The sequence below is a fragment of the Rhodanobacter lindaniclasticus genome, from assembly GCF_004799035.1.
Lineage (GTDB): Bacteria > Pseudomonadota > Gammaproteobacteria > Xanthomonadales > Rhodanobacteraceae > Rhodanobacter > Rhodanobacter lindaniclasticus.
Window position 1 is genome coordinate 16,843 of sequence record NZ_MWIO01000042.1, and the last position, 21,057, is coordinate 37,899.

Consider the following 21,057-nt stretch of genomic DNA (forward strand, 5'->3'; position numbering starts at 1 on the left):
GGGAATAGTCGGCGGGAAAAGCTGGCGGGCGGTGCCCGCCCTACGTCGGGTAGGGCGGGCGCTGCCCGCCGGCCGCGTCCGCATGCATGCCGCCCGTCACTGCCAGCGGCCGCATGGGTGCCGCTATGCTTGGGCGACAGGGAGATCCACGTGAACGCATTCGCACCGATGATCCGCCGCCCGGTCGGCACCTCGCTGCTCGCCATCGGGCTGATGATCGCCGGCGTGTGGGCCTATCTGCTGATCGGCGTCGCCGCGTTTCCGTCGATCGAGTTTCCCGGCGTGGCGGTGGTGGCGGGCATGCCCGGCGCCAGCGCGCAGACCATGGCCACCACGGTGATGGCGCCGCTGGAGCGGCATATCGGGCGCATCCCCGGCGTGCAGTTCATGTTCTCCAACGCCAGCGAAGGGCGCGCGCAGATCCAGGTGCTGTTCAACTACGGACGCTCCACCGATGCGGCCGCGCGCGACGTGCAGGCGGCGCTCAATGCCGCCGCCGCCGACCTGCCGCCGGGCATGCCGGCGCCGCCGCAATACTTCAAGTTCGACACCTCGAACATCCCGGTGCTGCTGGTCACGCTGACCTCCAGCAGCCTGCCGCCGGACCGCCTCTACGACCTCACCGACACCTTGCTCAAGCCGGCGGTGGCGCAGGTCCCCGGCGTGGCCCAGGTGCAGGTCGGCGGCGGCACGCCGCATGCGGTGCGCATCGCGCTGAACGCCAATGCGCTGGCGATCAAGGGCATCACCACCAACCAGGTTGCCAATGCGCTGCGCGCGGCCAACGTCACCTCGCCGCAGGGCATCTTGAGCGACGGCGTCAACCAGATGACGGTGACCGCCAATGACGCGCTGCACACGCCGGCGGATTTCGCCTCGCTGGTGATCGCCAGCAACAACGGCGTGCCGGTGCGGCTGGCCGACGTGGCCACGGTAACCAGTGGGCAGCAGGATCAGTACGCGGCGGCGTGGTTCAACGGCACCCGCGCGGTGACCCTGCAGATCAGCAAGCGACCGGACGCCAACGCGGTGGCGGTGGTCAAGGCGATCCGTGCGGCGTTGCCCGGGCTCAGCCACGTGTTGCCGGCCGACGTGAAGATCACCCCGATCTTCGACCTCACCCCGACCACCGAATCGGCGTTGCACGAGGTCGAGGTGGCGCTGGGCATGAGCATCGTGATGGTGGCGCTGGTGATGCTGCTGTTCCTGCGCCGGTTGCGACCGACCCTGATCGCGATGCTCAGCGTGCCGCTGTCGCTGGCCGGTGCGCTGATCGTGATGTGGATGCTCGGCTTCACCCTGAACATCTTCTCGCTGGTGGCGCTGGTGCTGTGCGTGGGTTTCGTGGTGGACGACGCGATCGTGGTGATCGAGAACATCGTGCGCCACATCGAACAGGGCATGGCGCCGCTGCCGGCGGCACTCACCGGCGTGCGCGAGATCGGCTTCACGGTGGTGTCGATCACCCTGTCGCTGATCGCGGTGTTCGGGCCGATGGTATTCGGCGACAACATGTTCACCATGCTGATGCGCGAGTTCGCGGTGACCCTGGTCGCCACCATCGTGATCTCGGCGGTGGTCTCGCTCACCCTCACCCCCGCGCTGTGCGGGCGCAGCCTGGTGCACGAGCCGGAGGGCAGCCGCACGCCCGGGCGGGTGGAGCGGTTGGCCGAGCGTTTCGACGGCTGGCTGCTGGCGCAGTACCGCCGCGCGCTGGACTGGTCGATGCACCACCGCCGGCTGATGCGCTGGCAGCCCGCCGTGCTGCTGGTGCTGACCGGCGCGCTGGCGGTGCTGGTGGTGATGACTGCCGGTGGCGGCCTGATGCCGAAGGAGGACACCGGCCTGTTGCAGGCGCAGATCACCGCCGGCCCGAACATCTCGCCAACCCGGCTGACCACGCGGGCGCGTGAGGTGGCCGCGGTGTTCCAGGCCGACCCGGCGGTGCTGGACGTGTCCACCATCGTCAACGGCGGCAACAGCGCACACCTGTTCGTCGACCTCAAGCCGCTGGGCGACGGCCCGGGCGACCGCCACGTGGACGTGCAGAAGGTGGTCGATCGCCTCGCCGCGCATTTCAAGAATGTCAGCGATCTCGATGTGGGCGTTTCCGCGGTGCAATTCTTCGGCGGTGGTGGCGGCGGCGGCCTGGGTGGCGGCAACGTCGGGCGCTATTCGTTCCAGCTCGACAGCCTCGACGGCACGCCGCTGCAGGACCCCACCCTGCACCTGGAACACGTGATGCGCGGCATGAAGCAGTTCAAGGACGTCACCAGCAGCTTCGACGGCATCGGCATCCAGCAGATGGTGCAGGTCGATCGCGCCGCCGCCGCACGATTGCAGGTGAGCATGGGCCAGATCGATTCGGCGCTGTACAACGCGTTCGGCCAGAGCCAGGTGTCCACCATCTATTCGGACATCAACCAGTACCGCGTGGTGCTGACCAGCGACCGCGGCGATGCGCTGAACCCGCAAGGCCTGCTCGGCACCTACGTGCGCAGCAGCCGTGGCGAGATGATCCCGCTCTCCGCGCTGGCCACGATCCAGCCGCACCTGGCGCCGGCCACGGTCAGCCATTTCAACCAGCTCGAATCGGCCTCGCTCAACTACAACCTGGCCGAGGGCATCACCCCGGCGGAAGGCTTGAAGCTGGTCGACCAGGCGATCTTCGCCGCCGCGCTGCCGAACGGCATCCAGCGCAAGTACACCGGCGAAAACCAGAACCTGGTCGACGCGCTGAACAACGTGCTGCTGTTGCTGCTGGCGGTGATCCTGGTGATGTACGTCGTGCTGGGCGTGCTGTACGAGAGCCTGATTCATCCGCTGACCATCCTTTCCACCTTGCCCGCCGCCGGCATGGGCGCCTTCCTCGCCATGCTGGTGACCCACACCCAGCTGACCCTGATGTCGGTGATCGCGGTGCTGATGCTGATCGGCATCGTCAAGAAGAACGCGATCCTGATGGTCGACTTCGCCCTGGTCGCCGAGCGCGAGCGCGGCCTGTCGCCGCCGGAGGCGATCCGCGAGGCGGCGCTGGTGCGCTTCCGCCCGATCACCATGACCACCCTGGTGGCGATGGGCGCGGCGCTGCCGCTGGCGGTGGGTTTCGGCTACGGCTCGGAATTGCGCCAGCCGCTGGGCATCGCGATCCTCGGCGGCCTGCTGGTGTCGCAGCTGCTGACCCTGCTGAGCACCCCGGCGATCTATCTGTGGCAGCACGACCACCGCGAGCGCAAGGCCGTGCAGAAACGCCTGCGCGAGGAGTTCCGCCGCGGCCGCCAGCCGCCGCCGATACCCACCGTGCCCAAGGGCATGCCGGCGCTGCCCAAGTAGTCGCGAACCACCTGCAGGAGCCCGCTTGCGGGCGATGCCCTTGCATTTACGACCCAATACCGGCAGAAAGGCATCGCCGCGCAAGCGGGCTCCTGCGGGTTGCCGCAGCGGGCCCCTGTCTTCCGGCATGGTGCGTACTTCAGGCACATACGTCGACGGATGCCCGGTGGCATAAAGTCGCCATGAAAGGAACTCCCCTGCCCATCGCCGGTCTTGCGTATCTGGCGCGCGCCGCGCGCTGCTGCGCTCTCTTGCCCCGGGTATCCGCGTGAACGTGTTCGCCCCGTTGATCCGCCGCCCGGCCGGCACCTCGCTGCTTGCCGTCGGCTTGGTGCTGGCCGGGCTGTGGGCTTACCTGCTGCTGGGCGTGGCGGCGCTGCCCTCGCTGGATTTCCCCGGCGTGTACGTGGCCGCGAGCATGCCCGGCGCCAGCGCGCAGACCATGGCGAACACCGTGCTGGCGCCGCTGGAGCGGCACCTGGGGCAGATCCCCGGCATCGACGACATGTACGGCAACGCCCGCGAGGGCTCGGTCGGCATCAGTGTGCGTTTCAACTTCAGCCGCACCGCCGACAGCGCGGCGCGCGACGTGCAGGCGGCGATCAATGCGGCGGCGGTCGACCTGCCGTCGGGCATGCCGGCGCCACCGCAATACTTCAAGTTCGATACCTCGCAGATCCCGATCCTGTTCATCACGCTGACCTCCAGCGGGATGCCGCAGGACAAGCTGTTCGACCTGGCCGACACGCTGCTGAAACCCGCCGTGGCGCAGATCGACGGCGTGGCCCAGGTGCAGGTGTTCGGCGGCACCCCGCACGCGGTGCGCATCGACCTGGACAACCACGCGCTGGCGGCCAAGGGACTCACCGCCAACGACGTGGCCAACGCGTTGCGCGCGGCCAACGTCACCTCGCCGCAGGGCATCATCAGCGACGGGCACACGCAGATGACGGTGAGCGCCAGCGACGGCCTGCGCCAGCCGGACGAGTTCGCGCACCTGCTGATCGCCGAGCGCAACGGCGCCCCGGTGCGGCTGTCCGACGTGGCCACGGTCTACTCGGGCCAGCAGGACCAGTACCAGGCGGCGTGGTTCAACGGCGCCCGCGCGGTCGGCCTGCAGATCACCAAGCGGCCGCAGGCGAACGCGGTGGCCACGGTGGCGGCGATCCGCGCGCGGCTGCCGCAGCTGGCGGCCTCGCTGCCCTCGGACGTCAGCATGACGCCGGTGTTCGACCTTACCCAGACCACCCAGTCGGCGCTGCACGAGGTCAAGGTCGCGCTGCTGATCTCGATCGCGATGGTGGCGCTGGTGATGCTGGTGTTCCTGCGCCGGATGCGGCCGACCCTGATCGCCATGCTCAGCGTGCCGCTGTCGCTGGCCGGTGCGTTCGTGGTGATGTGGATGCTCGGCTACACGCTCAACACCTTGTCGCTGGTGGCCTTGGTGCTGTGCATCGGTTTCGTGGTGGACGATGCGATCGTGGTGATCGAGAACATCGTGCGCCACATGGAACAGGGCATGGCGCCGCTGCCGGCGGCGTTGACCGGCGTGCGCGAGATCGGCTTCACCGTGGTCTCGATCACGCTGTCGCTGGTGGCGGTGTTCGCGCCGCTGCTGTTCGGCAACAACATGCTGATCATGCTGCTGCGCGAGTTCTCGGTGACGCTGACCGCCGCGGTGGTGATCTCGGCGATCGTCTCGCTGACCCTCACCCCGGCGCTGTGCGGCCACCTGCTCAAGCACGAGCCGGTGCCGCCCCCGCCGCCCGGCCGCCTCGAACGCGCGGTGGAGCGCTTCGACCGGAGCCTGCTGCGCCTGTACGAACGCGCACTGGACTGGGCCATGCGCCATCGCCGGCTGATGCGCTGGCAGCCGCTGCTGCTGCTGATCCTCACCTTCGCGCTGGGCGCGGCGGTGGTGAAAACCGCCGGCGGCACCTTCATGCCGGACGAGGACACCGGCCAGCTGCAGGTCGACGTCGACGCCGATGCGAACATTTCGCCCTCGGTGATGGCCGCGCGCGCGCAGCAGGTCGCGAAAATCATGCAGGCGGACCCGGCGGTGCTCGACCAGCTGACCATGCTCGGCGGCAACGGCGGTGACGGCGCGGTGGGCAACCGGGCGCAGATGTTCGTCGACCTGAAGCCGCGCGGCAGCGCACCCGGCGAACGGGCGGAAGGGATCAAGGCGGTGATCGAGCGCCTGTCCAAGCAGTACGACCGCCTGCCCGACGTGAAGGTGTCGGTCAGCGCCTCGCAGTTCCTCGGCGGTGGCGGCAGCGGCGACAACGGCGGCCAGTACGAATTCCAGCTCACCAGCACGGTGGGCGGCGACCTGCAGCCGTGGGCGCTGAAGATGGTGCGCCAGCTGCGCACCATCAAGGAGTTTCGCGACGTCAGCAGCCCGTTCGACCAGGTCGGCAAGCAGCAGCAACTGAAGGTCGACCGCGATGCTGCCGCGCGCCTGCATGTCAGCATGGGCGCGATCGACACCGCACTGTTCAGCGCGTTCGGCCAGCGCCAGGTGTCGCAGATCTATTCCGACATCAACCAGTATGCGGTGGTGCTCAACTCCAGCCCGGAGCAGAGCCTGAGCCCGCAGTCATTGCTGAACATCCGCGTGCGCAACGAGCAGGGCCGGATGATCCCGCTGTCCGCGCTGGGCACGATGGAGCCGGCCATCACGCCGTTGCGCGTGCGTCATCACAACCAGTTGCAGGCGGTCACCATCAGCTACAACCTGGCCAAGGACGTGCCGCAGGACCGCGGCATCGCGCTGGTCAAACAGGCCGCCTACGCGGTGAGCCTGCCCGATGGCGTGCAGGTCGAGCTCACCGGCGCCAACCAGCGCCTCCAGCAGGCGCAATCCAACGGCATGGTGCTGCTGCTGGGTTCGATCCTGGCCATGTACATCGTGCTGGGCATCCTCTACGAAAGCCTCGGCCATCCGCTGACCATCCTCTCCACCCTGCCCGCCGCCGGCGCCGGCGCCTTCCTTGCCATGCTGGTCACCCAGACCCAGCTGTCGCTGATGGCGATCATCGCGATCCTGATGCTGATCGGCATCGTCAAGAAGAACGCGATCCTGATGGTCGACTTCGCGCTGGTGCGCGAGCGCGAACACGGCATGTCCGCGCCCGATGCCATCCGCGAAGCCGCGCTGGTCCGCTTCCGCCCGATCACCATGACCACCCTGGTGGCGATGGGTGCGGCGATGCCGCTGGCGATCGGCTTCGGCATCGGCTCGGAGATGCGCCAGCCGCTGGGCATCGCCATCGTCGGCGGCCTGCTGGTCTCGCAATTGCTGACCCTGCTCAGCACCCCGGCGATCTACCTGTGGAACTACGACCGCAAGATTCGCAAGGCGGCGCGCAAGGAGCGCAAGGCGGAGAAGAAGCGGCGCAAGGCGCTGGGCAAGATGCAGCCGGTTGTATAGACGAACCCGACGCACGAACTTTGTGCCTACGGGCTGGCGTGGCAGGTCAGGAATAGGCTGACCGTCAAGGGCGGTGAGCCAGTCCTCCCGTCGCGGAAGGGCCTCTCCGAACTTGTTGCGACTGCGAGCGCCGGACTACGGTAATCCGCCGGCGGTCGAGTGAAAATCCGCGTGGGTCTCGCGATAAGCAACGCGGGCTCCCTCTCTTGGAAGAGAACGAGCGCAAATCGGTTATTCAAGTCCCGGGGCTTGATGGCGCAAAACCCGCCGTTCCCCTGTCGTCGGTGTGACCCGTACCAGATCTGTCGACGCAAATTCTTGCATCTGATGCTTTGTCGATGTAGGCGCCAGCCTCGCCTATATGTCGGCGCCATCCTACAAGATATCGCCGCACGCGGCACCAGTCGTGATGGACCTTGCTCTCGTTGGTCGACTGACCGAGTTCGTAAAAACTTGCTTGTTGCACGCTGCAGAAAGTTGGCCTATCAAAACACAAGATGTTGTTGGGCACGCTAAGCCTTTGGGAAGGCTGGCTGTGTCGATATTGGCGCTTTCGGTCCATCCAGGGGATTAGCCATGAGACAGCATGACTGCGTGCTGGGGTTTATTGCGGCGCTCATTGTTTCTTGGGCCGTGGCTCAGCCCGCGCATGCTGGCGACAAGAAGCATCCCAAGGTACTTCCGGCCGTCACGGTTGTAGCGAATGGCGGCGGTGGGGCCGGAATTGGAGGAGCCGGGAGCGGAAGGGAAGGTGGCCGGCACGTGACACGGCTTCCAGTCGTGGTTGTCACGGGCAGCGCGGGGCTTCGTCCTACCCCTTCCGATGCCGGCAACTCGTTCACTGTTCCCGATGGCGGTGGCGGCTCTTTGCATGTCTCCGTTAACACGCAAAGCACGGCCAACCAGAAGCACAGCAAGAATCCCAGATCGGATTGCGACGACGGGGATGGAACCACCAGCGCTGCCACCAGTACCGACCCCATCGATCTCAGCACCGGCAGCAAGATCGAGAAAGTCACCGATTTCGCCTTGCCCGGCGAGATGGGGCTGACTTTCGAGCGCTACTACAACTCCAAGTTCACCTGCGTCGGTGGTTCCTGCGTGGGCAGCATCGGCACCTGGACCACCAACCTGGACTACGCGCTGCACAACACCAAGTGCGCCGCCTCCGGTGGTGGCGGCACACCGCTGTTGGTGGCGAACGGGGTGTCGCAGCCCATTCCCTGTCCGCCGGTGACGTACACGCGGCCCGACGGTTCCGTGCTGAGCTTCGCATCCACCTTTCCGTTCACCGGCGGACCGAACGGCTTCGTACCGGTACCCGGGCCGTTCAATGGTGCGGGGACCGCCACACTCACCAACAACCACAACGGCACGTTCACCGTCCACGACGAAGACGCCCAGACGCTGACCTTCAACAACGATGGCCAGCTGCTGTCGATCACCGATCCCTCGGGCATCGGTTGGACCTTCACCCACCCCAACAGCACCTCCACCGTCGTCACGCATACCAACGGCCGCTCCTTCACGGTTGCCCTGGCCGGGGGATCCTATGGTTCCTACGGCACTGCCAGGCAGATCAACGTCACCGACCCCGCTGGCAACGTCTACGTCTATCACGCCACGGCCGGGATGTACGACAGCTACACCAGTCCCATCGCGCGTATCGGCGTCATCCAGTCCGAAACTTTGCCGGGTTCGCCCACCACCCACATCGCGTACCAGTACCTGCCGGACAATCCGACGGCCCATGCCTATGCCCAGCTGAGCGAGGTCGACTACAACGGCGTGGCGCACGACCTCACCACCTACGACAGTGCCTGGCGCGCCAACATGTCGCGTATGGCCGATGGCACCCAGAAGACCACGATCGTCTACGGCGCCACCAGCACCGGCCCCACGGCGACGGTCACCAATCCGCTGGGCCACGTCGCGGTCTATCAGTTCGACAACAGTCACTTGCTGCTCTCGGTCACCGGCAACGCCGCGACCCACTGCGCCGCCTCGTTCGCCCACAACACCTACGACGCCAACGGCAACCTGGCCAGTTCCGCCGACAACAACGGCAACACCACCACGTACGTCTACGCCGCCAGCGGCCTGCTGCAAAAGAAGGTCGAGGCGGCAGGCACCTCGGTGCAGCGCACCACGGATTTGACTTGGGACACGACCCCGGGCATGGATAGGCCGCTGTCGATCAAGGTCGAGGGGCTCGTCGAAACGGACTTCACCTACGACAGCCACAACCGGCTTGCGTCACAGAAGGTGAAGAACCTCACCGCCACCGGCACGGCCAACCAGACGCTGACGACCAGCTATGCCTACACCTACTACGCCAACGGCACGCTGCATACGCAGTCCGTGACCCATCCGTCACCTAGTGGAGGCGACAAGGACACGTATACCTACGATGCCTACGGCAATGTGGCCACGGCAGCCGATGGCCTGGGGCACGTCACGACCTACAGCAACTACAACGCGCTGGGCCTGCCGGGCCAGGTCAGCGGCCCGAACGGCGACGTGACCAATTACAACTACGACGCGCGAGGGCGCATCGCCAGCATCGTGCGCCACCCCAACGGCGTGGCGGCCACTTGGAGTACCACCTACGACGGTTTCGGGCTGCTGGCGACCACTACCGCGCCGGACGGCGCCACGGTCAACGTGTCGCGCAACGCCACCATGCAGGTCACCAGCATCACCCGCAACGACAAGGATGGGACGTCGACGGAGAGCTTCAGCTACGACGCCAACGGCGATGTCACCACGCACACCCTCGCGCGCGGCAGCGACATCGGCATCAAGACCACCGCCACGTACGACGCCCTGGGCCGGCTGTACCAGCAGCACGGCATGCACGGCCAGTTGCTGACCTACGCCTACGACACGAACGACAACGTGGTATCGGTGACCGATGCGCTGGGACACGTCACCGCCTGGCAGTACGACGCGCTGGATCGCATCACGCGATCCACCGACGCGAACGGTGGCATCACCAAGTACACCTACGACCTGGCGGACGATGTCGCAACCGTCACCGATCCCCGGGGTTTGGTCACCGCGTACGCCTACGACGGCCTCGGTTTGTTGTGGGGCCAAAGCAGCCCGGATACCGGCACCACCACCCTTGCCTACGATGCCTACGGCCGCCGGTCGAGCATGACCCGGGCCAACGGCGCAACCACCACCTACGGCTACGACGCGCTCGGCCGCCCTACCAGCCTCGGTGCCGGCGGCCAGACCCAGACCTTCAGCTACGACAGCTGCACCCACGGCATTGGCCGGCTGTGCGCGGCCAGCGACACCACCGGCGCCACCTCCTACGCCTATACGCCGGAAGGGTGGATCAGCGCACGCAGCTTCTCGATCGGCGGCACGAGTTATGCCCTGGGCTATGGCTACGACAACCACGCCCACCTCGCCAGCGTGACCTATCCCGACGGCAACCAGGCCCACTACACCTACACCCATGGCGTGGTCTCCGCGGTGACGCTGACGGTGGGCGGCGCCAGCGTGAACGGTGCCACCGCCATCACCTACCGGCCGGGAGACCTCGCCATGGCGGGGTGGACCTCCAGCAACGGCCTGGTCAACACCCTGGGCCACGACAGCGACGGCCGCCTGACGAGCATCGGCGTGCCCGGTATCCAGAGCCTGAGCTTCGGCTACGACGCGGCCAACCGCCTCACCCACCTCACCAACGGCATCGACGGCAGCATGACCGAAACGGTGGGCTACGACGCCGTGTCGCAGCTCACCTCGCTCACCTCCACGGCGGACAACGAGACCTACCACTACGACGCGGACGGCAACCGCTTGACCAGCGTGGTCAACGGGGCGTCGATCACCTATACGCCCGCGGCCACGAGCAACCGGCTGGTGAGCGTCAACTCGACCGCTTACGGCTTCGATGCGCAGGGCAACACCACGACCAAGAACAGCGTGACGACGTATCAGTACAACCCGTTCAACCGCCTGAGCCAGTCTGGCGGCGCCACGAACTACATTAATCCGGAAGGCCAGCGCCTGCGCAAGGCCGGCGGCGCCACCGGCACCACCTACTTTGCCCCCGACGCAAACGGCGCGCTGCTGGCGGAGAACGACAACGGCAGCTGGGTCGACTACGTGTACTTGAACGGCCGGCTGATCGGCCGACTCAGCGGCGGCCAGGTGCAGGCGATCCATACGGACCAGGTGGGTCGGCCCGAGGTGGTGACTGATGCGGCGCACGCGGTCATCTGGCGGGCGAGAAACATGCCGTTCGATCGCAGCGTGACGCAGGGCAGCATCATGCTCAACCTGGGCTTTCCGGGGCAGTACTACGATGCAGAGACGGGGCTGTGGCACAACGGCTACCGTGACTACGGCCCGACGATGGGGCGGTATGTAGAGAGCGACCCCATAGGGCTGGGAGGCGGGCTCAACACGTATGCGTATGTCAAGAATAACCCGTTGACCCATGCGGATCCCCATGGGTTAGAAGGAGTGGGCTCCTGGAATAACGGAGGAAATCCAACGATTTTCGAAACTGGTAATATATTAGGCTGTAATATGGATCAGCATTTCTATAGGAATGGCATGGCAGCCATGGGAATGGTAACGGGATTTGCAATTGGAACGACCGCGGTGGTTTCTCTCATGTCTACACCAGAGACCATGGGGGAGTCCGATGTTGCAGGTGGAAAAATCATTGAATGGTTGATCATGGAATCTCCTGAACCATATGCAACTGCATCTATTGTGGGGGGCAGTCGTGGGGCGGCGGCTGGAGCGATAGCTGGTGGATTAGGTGGGGCGGTGCTAGATGGCTCATCTGACGGCAAGACCTGCAAGTGTCACTAACGAAGCATCTGATTGGCAGCATGACGCGGCCTGGCAAGGCCGAGGTCGGTAGGCAGGTTCTGGCGGGCGATTTGGCTCTACTTGCCGCGCAAGCTCCGATATTGGTGATGATCTGCTGGGGAGTGCCACCGTCGATCCAGAGGTGAGGAATATTTAGATGAAACTAATAGGTAATAAATATTTTCGCTCCAAATTGTCTACTCTGTTATGGCTTTTTGCTGTTTCGGAATTATTCATGGCCTTGCCAATGTTTATATTCTATATATATTACAAGAATATAAATGGGCAACTTGATTTTACGCTAGGATTTTACGCGCTATGCGTTTGCGTCATGGTCGGCGTGATATTTTCACTGATATTTTCGGCCTTTCTCATTCCACTCCGTGGGGCTCTAACCAGACAAAGGAAGCGCTAAATATTAATGAAAGGGGGCGGTGCACGACCGTATCAATGCAACTCCTAAACTGCTTGACTCGAAGCTGGGCATCGCCATCGTCGGCGGCCTGCTGGTGTCGCAGTTGCTGACCCTGCTGAGTACGCCGGCCATCTACTTGTGGAACCATGACCGCAAGATCCGCAAGGCGGCGCGCAAGGAGCGCAAGGCGGAGAAGAAGCGGCGCAAGGCGCTGGGCAAGATGCAACCGGCGGGCGGCTGAGCCGTCGCCGCGTTCCCGTAGTGCCGGTACGAGCTTCCTGCCCCGACAGCCATTTCACCGTGGCCGCGCGGATCGACACCAGCTTCTTCGCCCGGCACCTGGGAAGCGGTGGCCGGGCCGAGCCATAAGAGCGTTGTGAACCGGGATCCGGGCACGGCAGCGGGACATCGTCACTGCCGTCACCGATGAACACCGCGATGGAGCGCCCTGTCCCGACGCTGCTTGCAGCGCCGCGGGGTTTTGCCGCACTGTCCGGCGTAGTCATCCGCCCATGCCGTCCGCCCTGCCGGTCGGTGGGGCCGCGTCGCAGGACACCAAGCCGATGGGCCAGAATCCCGAACTGTTGCGCCGACTGCTGCGCGCGAAGGACCGGATGGACGCGGCGTCCCACGAGGAGTGGCCGGTCCGGCGGCTGGCGCAGGTGAGTGTGGTTTCGGCGGCGCACTTCGCGCGTTCGTTCCGGGATGCGTTCGGCGTGCCGCCGCATCGTTATCTGCTCACGCGCCGGATCGAACGCGCCACCGCGCTGCTGCGCGATACGGATCTGGCTGTCACCGAGGTCGCACTGCAGACTGGCTGGAACAGCATCGGTACCTTCGGGCGGATCTTCCGCGATATCACCGGCGAGAGTCCGGGGGCATTCCGCGCGCGCCAGCGGGCAATTCCGCACGGGCGCGAGCGCGTCCCGGAATGCATCCTGCGCGCCGCGCACCGGCCCGACCTCAAGAGCGCAGTTTCGGAGAAGCGGCGGAAGCAGGGCGCCGGGTAAAAAAGACACTCCAACCCACGGAGGTTCCATGACCCAAGGTGTCGATGTAGCCGGACTCTATGTCCGTGACCAGGATGAAGCGCTCGCTTTCTATGTCGGCAAGCTCGGCTTTGTCGTCAGCGCCGATGCGCGCAACGGCGACTATCGCTGGCTGACCGTGCAGCATCCGGAGCAGCCCTCGTTCCAGCTCGGCCTGTTCAGGCCGGGGCCGCCGGTCCACGACGCGGCCACCGCGCAGACGCTGTGCGAGATGGTGGCCAAGGGCGCGATGCCGCCGCTGGTGCTGAGGGTGGACGATTGCCAGGCGACCTTCGAGCGGCTGCAGGCGGCGGGCGTGGAGTTCACGCAGGAACCGATGCGCCGCTACGGCACGGTGGACGCGGGCTTCCGCGACCCCTCCGGCAACGGCTGGAAGATGATCGAGGCACGGACGCAGGGGGCGGCATGAGCGCGGGCCAGTGGATCCGCCAGAGCCACCGCTGGCTGTCGATCGTGTTCACCCTGACCGTGATCGCGAACTTCGCCTGGCGCGGCATGAGCCCGCACGAACCGCCGGCATGGCTGACCTACTCGCCGCTGCCGCCGCTGTTCGCGCAGCTGTTCAGCGGCCTGTACCTGTTCGCGCTGCCGTATGCCGCGAGGCGGCGTATCAAGGCGTGAGGCCGCAGCACGCGGTCGCTTCAGCCGGCCGCCGCCGGCGCGGGTCGCTCCATCCCGATGCTGCGCAGCGCCGGGCTGCGCATGCAGGTCAGGGCGATCGCGGTGAGCAGCAGGCCGGCGCCGGCGAACAGGTCGGTGAGCGAGATCAGCTTGAGCAGGCTGCCGGCGATCGCGGCCGAGATCGGGCCCAGGCCGAGGAAGGTGAACATCAGCACGCTCATGGCGCGGCCCATCATTTCCGGCGCCACCCGGCGCTGGATCCAGCTGACGATGGCAATCTGCGCGATGCCGGCGAGCACGCCGGTGGTGGCCAGCAGCACCGCGCCGGTGACCGTCGCATGCACCAGCGCCAGCGTGGCCAGGGCCAGGCCGGCGAGGCTGTCGATGGTCAGCACCATCAGGCCGAGGCGGCCGCGCACGATGCGGCTGGCCGGGCCGGAAAGGAAACTGCCCAGCAGCATGCCGCCGCCGTTGGCGGTCATCAGGATGCCCAGCGAGGCGGCGCCCAGATCCATCCGCGTATCGGCCAGCACCGGCAAGCCCACTTGCAGCGGGCCGCCGACGAACACCGAGACCACCGCCGCGTAGAGCATGAACGCGCGCAGCGGCAGGTCGGCCCAGATCATCCGCACGCCGCTGGCCACGTTGGCCAGCACGCCGCCCGCGGCGGGTTTCGGATCGAAGTCGGCGGACACGCGGATCAGCAGCAGCGACGCCAGCGAGAAGGCGAAGCTGACCGCGTCGACGGTGAACGCCAGGCCCAGGCCTTCGGCATCCTGCATGGCCTGCGGCTGTGCGCCGTGCGTGCCCACGCTGATCACCACGCCGGCCAGCGCCGGGCCGACGAACATGCTGAGCTGGCGCATGCCCATCACCAGCGCGTTGGCCGGTTGCAGCTGATCCTTGCGCACCAGTTGCGGCAGGATTGCCGAGCCGGCCGGGTAGGCGAACGCGGTGGACAGGCCGATGCCCAGCGCGATCAGGTACACCAGCCACATGCGGATGTCGCCCAGCAGCACCAGCGCGGCCAGCAGCGCCACCAGCAGCGCGTTCACCCCGCGCGCGGCCAGCAGCACGCGGCGCGGCGACAGCCGGTCCACCAGCGCGCCGCCGATCAGCATGAACAGCGCGCGCGGCAGCGCCATCGCCGCCAGCACCAGGCCAAGCGCGGCGGGGTTGCCGGTGAGTTTCAGCACCAGCCATGGCAGGGCGACCAGGGTGAACTGGTCGCCCAGCATCGAGATCGTGCTGCCGCCGAACAGCAGGCGGAAGTTGTGGTTGGCGAAGACGGAGTCGCGGTGGGCGGTGAGCATCAGTGGGTTCGCAGGTCGGGTGGCTGAGGGGGATGAAAATGCAATGGGCTGCCGCCCGGTTCAGCCGGCGTCTTCGCGCTCGTCCCAGGCGATCGCAGCCAGCTGTTGCAGGTGTGCGCTCACGTCCGCCGGCCACGCGGCGATCAGCGCGCCGAAGCGCTCGCGGTCGCCGCGGTAGAAGGCGCGCGAGGCTTCCTCGTAACCCGGTTCGTCGCCGGCCATCACGCGCATGAAGCGATCGACCGATTCGATCGCCTGGCGTGCGCGCTCTTTCGCGCCGCCCTGGCGGATGGACTGCTCGACCAGTCGCCGCAACACCGCCGAGGCGCCGCCGGGTTGCTGGCCCAGCCAGGTCCAGTGTCGCGGCAACAGGGTGACCTCGCGCGGCACCACGCCGAGTTTCGGGCGGCCGGGCCCCCGACTGGCTGGCTCGGCGGGCGCCGGGGGCGCGGTGTGCGACGTGAGCCGGGACAATACGTCGGCCACGCTGCCACGGAAATCGATCTCGAGCTGGTGGCTGTCGCGCTCGTCGAACACCAGCAAGGGGCCGCTGGCGCCCGCGTCCAGCGCCTGTTTCGCGGCGCGCGCGACATCGGACAACGCGCCGTGCGCGATCTGCTTTTTGCCCTCGAAGGCTATGCATGCAGTGGCTTGAGACAGCGGCATGGTTTTACCCGGAATAAATTGAGGGCGCATTTTATCCGGGTTGAAAGCCGTGTCAATACTACCCGGGTAAAATGTACCGTCCGTGAGCTGCCCGGCGGGCCGCACGGCTTGCTATTGTTGACGCTTTCCACCCGCAAGGACTACGGATGACCAAGCGCCTGCGTTCGGCCAGCTTGATGGTTTCACTTGGCCTGCTCGTCGCCACGGCGATCCCGCCTCTCGCGCAGGCGGCGGATCTCGCCATCCCGCCGATCCAGTACCACCAGCGCACCCTGCCCAACGGCCTGCAGGTGCTCAGCGTGGAGGATCACGCCAGCCCCAATGTGGCGGTGCAGGTCTGGTACCACGTCGGCTCCAAGGATGACCCGCAGGGGCGCTCCGGCTTCGCGCATCTGTTCGAGCATCTGATGTTCAAGAGCACCAAGCACATGCACGCCGAGCAGATGGACCGGCTCACCGAGGACGTCGGCGGCGCCAACAATGCCTCCACCGGCGACGACGTCACCAACTATTTCGAGATCGTGCCCAGCAACCACCTGCAGACCCTGCTGTGGGCCGAGGCCGAGCGGCTGTCCAACCTCAACGTGGACGAGAAGAACTTCAAGTCCGAGCGCGCCGTGGTGGAGGAGGAATACCGCCAGAGCGTGCTGGCCAACCCCTACGGCAAGCTGTTCAACGCCATCGACCCGAAATCGTACACGGTGCATCCGTACCAGCGCCCCACGATCGGCAGCATCGAGGATCTGGAAGCCGCCTCGTTGCAGAACGTGATCGACTTCCACAACACCTTCTACCGGCCGGACAACGCCACCCTGATCGTCGCCGGCGACTTCGACCCGAAACAGCTCGACGCCTGGGTCGACCAGTACTTCGGCTGGATCCCGAAACCGGCCATGCCGATCCCGCAGGTCACGGCGAAGGAGCCGGTGCGCAAGCAGGACAAGCGCTACACCGTCACCAGCGAGACCGCGCCGCTGCCGGCGGTGGCGATGACCTGGCTGATTCCGCCGGCCTCGGACAGCGCCGACCGCATCCCGCTGCAGGTGGCCGCCGCGCTGCTGTCGCAGGGCGATTCCTCGCGCCTGTACCAGTCGCTGGTGTATCGCCACCAGGTGGCGCAGGAGGCCGGTGCCTTCGCCGATACGCGGGTCGGGCCGGGCCTGTTCACCGTCTACGCGGTGCTCGCCAGCGGCCACCAGCCGGCGCAGGCGGAGAAGCTGTTGAACGAGGAGATCGTGTGGCTGGCGACCCAACCGATTTCGGATGCCGAGCTGGACAAGGTCAAGACGCAATTGCTCACCAGCGAACTGAAACAGCGCCAGACCGCGCAGGGCATCGCCTTCGCACTCGGCCAGGCCAGCCTGATCGACGGCAACGTGCAGCACGTCAACGACGATCTGGCGGCGTTGCAGAAAGTCAGCGCGAACGACGTGCACCGCGTGCTGCAGAAATACGTCACCGGCGCCAAGAAGGTCACCATCGACTACCTGCCGCAGGCCAAGGCCGCGCCGGCCACCGCCAAGGGAGATACGAAATGAGGAGCTGCGAAATGAGCCGCGCCGACCATTTTCGTCTGGCCGTCTTTACGGCCATCGCGCTGGCCACCGGCATCGCCGCTGCGGCCGACTTTCCGACCACCCCGCCGGCACCCGGGCCGGCGCCGCAGTTGAACGTGCCCACGCCGACCGCGCAGACCCTGCCCAACGGCCTGGAAGTGATCAGCGTGAACCGCGCCGGCCTGCCGCTGGTGACGGCGCAACTGGTAGTACGCCGCGGCGGCGAGATGGATCCGCCGCAGCTGGCCGGCCTGGCCGACCTCACCGCCAACCTGCTGAGCAAGGGCGCGGCGGGCAGGAGCGCGCCGCAGATCGCGGCCGCCGCCGAGGCGCTGGGCGGGTCGCTGAATGCCTCCGCCGGCTGGGACGAAAGCGCCATCGGCATCACCGTGACCACGCCGAAGCTGCCGGCGGCGCTGGGCCTGTTGGCCGAAGTGGTGCGCCAGCCGGATTTCAGCGCGGATGAACTGAAGCGCGCCAAGACCCAGGCGACCGACGACCTGCGCCTGCAGCTGAGCCGGCCCACCGCGCTGGCGTCGCTGGCGGCCAGTCGCGGCGTATTCGGCGAGGGCGCCTACGGCCATTCGCGCAACGGTACGCCGGCCTCGATCGCCCGCGTCACCCGCGCCGACGTGCAACGCCTGCACGACGAACTGTACCGACCGGACAATGCCATCCTGATCCTCACCGGCGACATCACCCCGGCGCAGGCGCAGCAACTGGCCCAGGCCAGCTTCGGCGATTGGCAGAAGCCGGCCACACCGTTGCCGCCGCGGCCGGCTGGTCGCAGCGCCGGCCGGTTGCCGTCGATCCTGCTGATCGACCAGCACGGCGCTGGCCAGGCGGGCGTGGTGGCGGCCCACGCCGCGCCGCCGCGCAACGATGACGACTACTACGTCGGCACCGTGGCCAACGCCGTGCTCGGCGGTTCGTATTCGGCCCGCCTCAACGAGGAGATCCGGATCAAGCGCGGCTTGTCCTATGGCGCGCGCAGCGACCTGCAGGGGCTGGGTGACGCCGGTATCTGGCTGGCCTCGGCACAGACCAAGAACCCGTCGGCACCGCAGGTGGTCGAGCTGATGCTGGGCGAGTTCAAGCGGCTCGGCGACACCCGGGTGTCGGCCGAGGAACTGGCCGCGCGCAAAGCCACCCTGATCGGCAGCTACGGCCGCAGCCTGGAAACCACCGCGGGCCTGGCCGGACAGGTCGCCGACCTGGCGATCTACGACGTGAAGCTGGACGAAATCGGCAAGTACGTCGAGCAGGTGCAGGCGGTGACGCCGAAGCAGATCAAGAAGTATGCGGACAAGCACCTGGCGGGTGACGGCAGCACCGTGGTGGTGGTCGGCGATGCCGCACAGTTCGCCCCGGCAATCCGCCAGGTGCATCCGAAGGCGGTGCTGCTGGAATCGACCGCGCTGGACCTGGACAGCCCCAGCCTGCAGGCGGGCGGCGCGAAATAGGCGCCGCGCTCCGACCTGGTGTTCACCCGACCCCGGCTATGTTGCCGGGGTTTTTTTGTGCTTCCAGCGCAACAATCTGTTGTCGGAATAGACCACTGATCGGGGTTTCGCCAAGCGCGGCCATTTAATAAACTAAGCGGTATAAAAATAAGTCCCCGAGGTTTCCCCATGCTTTCTCGCTCTCCCCTCCGCGCCGCCCTCATGCTGGGTCTGGTCGCCGCCTCGCTGCCTGCCGCCGCCGCCACGCGGCTCGAACTGCAGGCTGGCCGCAGCTACATGGACACCCATGGCACAAATGCCGCTTTTGTCGAGGCGGTATTCGAGCCGCAGCCGCTGGGCCATACCCGTTTCACCTGGTCGCCGGATGTCTCGCTCGGCTGGATCGACGGTCGCGACGTGGCTCGCTACGACCATTCGCCCTACACGACCCGCAGCACGGTTGCCCTGGCTGCCGGCGGCGTGCGTTTCCACCGGGGCGATGCCGGCGACTGGTACCAGCCGCTGTTCTTCAGCACCCAGGTTGCTGCCATCAGCCACACCACCCAGGCGCTTACCAGCCACTATCAGTTCGTCAGCACACTGGGCTGGCAGGCGAAGCATTTCAGCGTGGCGATCCGGCATATCTCCAACGGCGGGCTGAACGGCCCCAACCGCGGCGAGACGATGGTGCTGCTCGGACTGGCCTTCAGCATCTGACGGACGCGGATCGAACCGTGAAATGACAACGGCCCCGTTCGGGGCCGTTGTCATTCCCGGGCAGGCGCCCGGGGTCTTGCCGGTCGTCCTCAATGCCCTCCGGCCGGTTGCCGCGCCTTCGGCGTGAACGGCGGCCGGGCCAGCCAGATCACCAGCATCAGGCCGATGAAGATCCAGCCCAGCGCGTGGAACACCTCGTTGAACGAGATCTGGTAACTCTGCTGGGTGATCCAGCCGTTGATCACGCTGCCGCCCAGCTGCGGATCGCCGTGGCCCAGCTGCTGCATCGCGTCGCGCGCGATCGGGCTGTACGGCGTGATGTGCTCGGCCAGCTGCTCGTGGTGATTCACCGCGCCGCGGGTCCACATCAGCGTGGTGATCGAGGCGGAGAAACTGCCGCCCAGCGTGCGCAGGAAGGTCGACAGGCCCGAGCCGGCGGCGATCTCGTCCTGCTGCAGGTCCGACAGCAGGATGGTCAGCGTCGGCATGAAGAACAGCGCCACGCCCAGGCCCTGCAGCAGCTGCACCAGCGCCACGTGGTAGAAGTCGATCTGCAGGTAGAAGTCCGCGCGCATGAAGCAGGTCGCGCCCATCACCAGGAAGGACGCCGCGGCGAGCAGGCGCAGGTCCATGCGCGTGGCGTACTTGCCCACGAAGAAGGTCAGCAGCACCGGGATCACGCCCAGCGGTGCGGTGGCGAAGCCGGCCCAGGTGGCGGTGTAGCCCAGGTTCTGCTGCAGCCACAGCGGCACCAGCAGGGCGATCGAGAAGAACGCCGCGTAGCCGAGCACCATCGCCAGCGTGCCGGTGGTGAAGTTGCGGTGGCGGAACAGTTTCAGGTCCACGATCGGGTCGGGGTCGGTCAGCTCCCAGATCAGGAAGATCGCGATCGCGATCGCCGAGACGATGCTGGCCACGATGATGAAGTTGGAGTTGAACCAGTCGGCGTCGTTGCCCTTGTCCAGCACGATCTGCAGCGCGCCCACGCCGATGATCAGGGTGATCAGGCCGACGTAGTCGATGCGCGGGCGCTCGGTCTTCTCGACCTTGCCGCGCAACTGGTTGGCCACCACCACGCTGGCGAAGATGCCGATCGGCAGGTTGATGAAGAAGATCCACGGCCAGGAATAGTTCTCGGTGATCCAGCCGCCGAGGATCGGCCCGGCGATCGGCGCCACCACCGTCACCATCGCCAGCAGGGCCAGCGCCATGCCGCGCTTGGCCGGCGGATAGATGCTGATCAGCAGGCTCTGCGTGATCGGGTACATCGGGCCGGCCACCGCGCCCTGCAGCGCGCGGAACACCAGCAGCATGCCCATGCTCTGCGACACGCCGCACATGAACGAGGAGAGCACGAACAGCAGGGTGCACGCGGTGAACAGGCGCACCTCGCCGAAGCGGCGGGTGAGGAAGCCGGTCAGCGGCAGCGAGATCGCCATGCTCACCGCGAACGAGGTGATCACCCAGGTGCTCTGGTCGTTGCTGACGCCGAGGTTGCCGGCAATCGTCGGCAGCGAGACGTTGGCGATCGTGGTGTCCAGCACCTGCATGAAGGTGGCCAGCGACAGGCCGACCGTGCTCAGTGCCAGATTGGGTGGGCGGAATGGGGTGGTCATCGGGTTCGGTCAGGTAGAGGGTGACTTGCTCCTCCCCCTGCTGCGCAGGGG

General features: G+C 66.5%; 13 protein-coding genes. 10 read left to right on the plus strand and 3 right to left on the minus strand.

Annotation, left to right across the window (positions count from 1 at the left end; genetic code table 11):
- Positions 1-150 precede the first annotated feature (150 nt).
- The 7 genes from B1991_RS13975 to B1991_RS14005 all read left to right on the plus strand — a co-directional run bounded on the left by B1991_RS13975 (position 151) and on the right by B1991_RS14005 (position 13,696).
- The gene (locus tag B1991_RS13975; RefSeq protein ID WP_136259290.1) at positions 151-3,333 is read left to right on the plus strand and encodes an efflux RND transporter permease subunit; all 3,183 of its coding nucleotides are present in this window, start codon (positions 151-153) and stop codon (positions 3,331-3,333) included.
- A 268-nt stretch (positions 3,334-3,601) separates the two neighbouring features.
- Complete coding sequence (locus tag B1991_RS13980; RefSeq protein WP_136259291.1) at positions 3,602-6,769, plus strand: efflux RND transporter permease subunit; 3,168 nt, start codon at positions 3,602-3,604, stop codon at positions 6,767-6,769.
- 576 nt (positions 6,770-7,345) lie between these two features.
- The gene (locus tag B1991_RS13985; protein WP_136259292.1) at positions 7,346-11,611 is read left to right on the plus strand and encodes an RHS repeat-associated core domain-containing protein; all 4,266 of its coding nucleotides are present in this window, start codon (positions 7,346-7,348) and stop codon (positions 11,609-11,611) included.
- 434 nt (positions 11,612-12,045) lie between these two features.
- Positions 12,046-12,267 (plus strand): hypothetical protein, encoded by a 222-nt coding sequence (locus tag B1991_RS13990; RefSeq protein WP_136259293.1) that lies wholly within the window; start codon positions 12,046-12,048, stop codon positions 12,265-12,267.
- Positions 12,268-12,589: 322 nt separating this feature from the next.
- Positions 12,590-13,036 (plus strand): helix-turn-helix transcriptional regulator, encoded by a 447-nt coding sequence (locus B1991_RS13995; protein WP_136259304.1) that lies wholly within the window; start codon positions 12,590-12,592, stop codon positions 13,034-13,036.
- A 28-nt stretch (positions 13,037-13,064) separates the two neighbouring features.
- Positions 13,065-13,484 carry a VOC family protein gene (locus B1991_RS14000; RefSeq protein WP_136259294.1) on the plus strand — a complete coding sequence of 140 codons (420 nt, stop codon included), beginning with the start codon at positions 13,065-13,067 and terminating at the stop codon, positions 13,482-13,484.
- On the plus strand, positions 13,481-13,696 hold the full coding sequence (locus B1991_RS14005; RefSeq protein WP_136259295.1) for a hypothetical protein: 216 nt from the start codon (positions 13,481-13,483) through the stop codon (positions 13,694-13,696). The genes B1991_RS14000 and B1991_RS14005 overlap by 4 nt, the downstream gene beginning before the upstream one ends.
- A 20-nt stretch (positions 13,697-13,716) precedes the next feature.
- Here B1991_RS14005 and B1991_RS14010 read toward each other — a convergent pair whose 3' ends face one another.
- Both B1991_RS14010 and B1991_RS14015 read right to left on the minus strand, forming a co-directional pair.
- Entirely contained in the window at positions 13,717-15,009 is a 1,293-nt protein-coding gene (locus tag B1991_RS14010; protein ID WP_136259296.1) for an MFS transporter, read from the minus strand.
- A 60-nt stretch (positions 15,010-15,069) separates the two neighbouring features.
- The gene (locus tag B1991_RS14015) at positions 15,070-15,675 is read right to left on the minus strand and encodes a DUF2239 family protein (RefSeq protein ID WP_136259297.1); all 606 of its coding nucleotides are present in this window, start codon (positions 15,673-15,675) and stop codon (positions 15,070-15,072) included.
- A gap of 146 nt (positions 15,676-15,821) precedes the next feature.
- On the opposite strand from B1991_RS14015, the gene B1991_RS14020 reads away from it, so the two are divergent.
- The 3 genes from B1991_RS14020 to B1991_RS14030 all read left to right on the plus strand — a co-directional run bounded on the left by B1991_RS14020 (position 15,822) and on the right by B1991_RS14030 (position 19,390).
- Complete coding sequence (locus tag B1991_RS14020) at positions 15,822-17,213, plus strand: M16 family metallopeptidase (protein WP_136259298.1); 1,392 nt, start codon at positions 15,822-15,824, stop codon at positions 17,211-17,213.
- Positions 17,214-17,224: 11 nt separating this feature from the next.
- On the plus strand, positions 17,225-18,694 hold the full coding sequence (locus B1991_RS14025; RefSeq protein ID WP_136259299.1) for a M16 family metallopeptidase: 1,470 nt from the start codon (positions 17,225-17,227) through the stop codon (positions 18,692-18,694).
- Between the two features lie 201 nt (positions 18,695-18,895).
- A complete protein-coding gene (locus B1991_RS14030; protein ID WP_246031179.1) occupies positions 18,896-19,390 on the plus strand; it encodes an acyloxyacyl hydrolase in 495 nt (164 codons plus the stop codon).
- A gap of 89 nt (positions 19,391-19,479) precedes the next feature.
- Here the strand turns inward: B1991_RS14030 and B1991_RS14035 are convergent, their stop codons facing one another.
- On the minus strand, positions 19,480-21,006 hold the full coding sequence (locus B1991_RS14035; protein WP_136259301.1) for a DHA2 family efflux MFS transporter permease subunit: 1,527 nt from the start codon (positions 21,004-21,006) through the stop codon (positions 19,480-19,482).
- Positions 21,007-21,057: the final 51 nt, after the last annotated feature.

Excerpts from the sequence above, each read along its gene's own strand:
- B1991_RS13985 (WP_136259292.1), top strand. The coding sequence starts at position 7,346 with ATGAGACAGCATGACTGCGTGCTGGGGTTTATTGCGGCGCTCATTGTT.
- B1991_RS13995 (WP_136259304.1), top strand. The coding sequence starts at position 12,590 with ATGGGCCAGAATCCCGAACTGTTGCGCCGACTGCTGCGCGCGAAGGAC.
- B1991_RS14000 (WP_136259294.1), top strand. The coding sequence starts at position 13,065 with ATGACCCAAGGTGTCGATGTAGCCGGACTCTATGTCCGTGACCAGGAT.
- B1991_RS14005 (WP_136259295.1), top strand. The coding sequence starts at position 13,481 with ATGAGCGCGGGCCAGTGGATCCGCCAGAGCCACCGCTGGCTGTCGATC.
- B1991_RS14010 (WP_136259296.1), bottom strand. The coding sequence starts at position 15,009 with ATGCTCACCGCCCACCGCGACTCCGTCTTCGCCAACCACAACTTCCGC.
- B1991_RS14015 (WP_136259297.1), bottom strand. The coding sequence starts at position 15,675 with ATGCCGCTGTCTCAAGCCACTGCATGCATAGCCTTCGAGGGCAAAAAG.
- B1991_RS14020 (WP_136259298.1), top strand. The coding sequence starts at position 15,822 with ATGACCAAGCGCCTGCGTTCGGCCAGCTTGATGGTTTCACTTGGCCTG.
- B1991_RS14025 (WP_136259299.1), top strand. The coding sequence starts at position 17,225 with ATGAGCCGCGCCGACCATTTTCGTCTGGCCGTCTTTACGGCCATCGCG.
- B1991_RS14030 (WP_246031179.1), top strand. The coding sequence starts at position 18,896 with ATGCTGGGTCTGGTCGCCGCCTCGCTGCCTGCCGCCGCCGCCACGCGG.
- B1991_RS14035 (WP_136259301.1), bottom strand. The coding sequence starts at position 21,006 with ATGACCACCCCATTCCGCCCACCCAATCTGGCACTGAGCACGGTCGGC.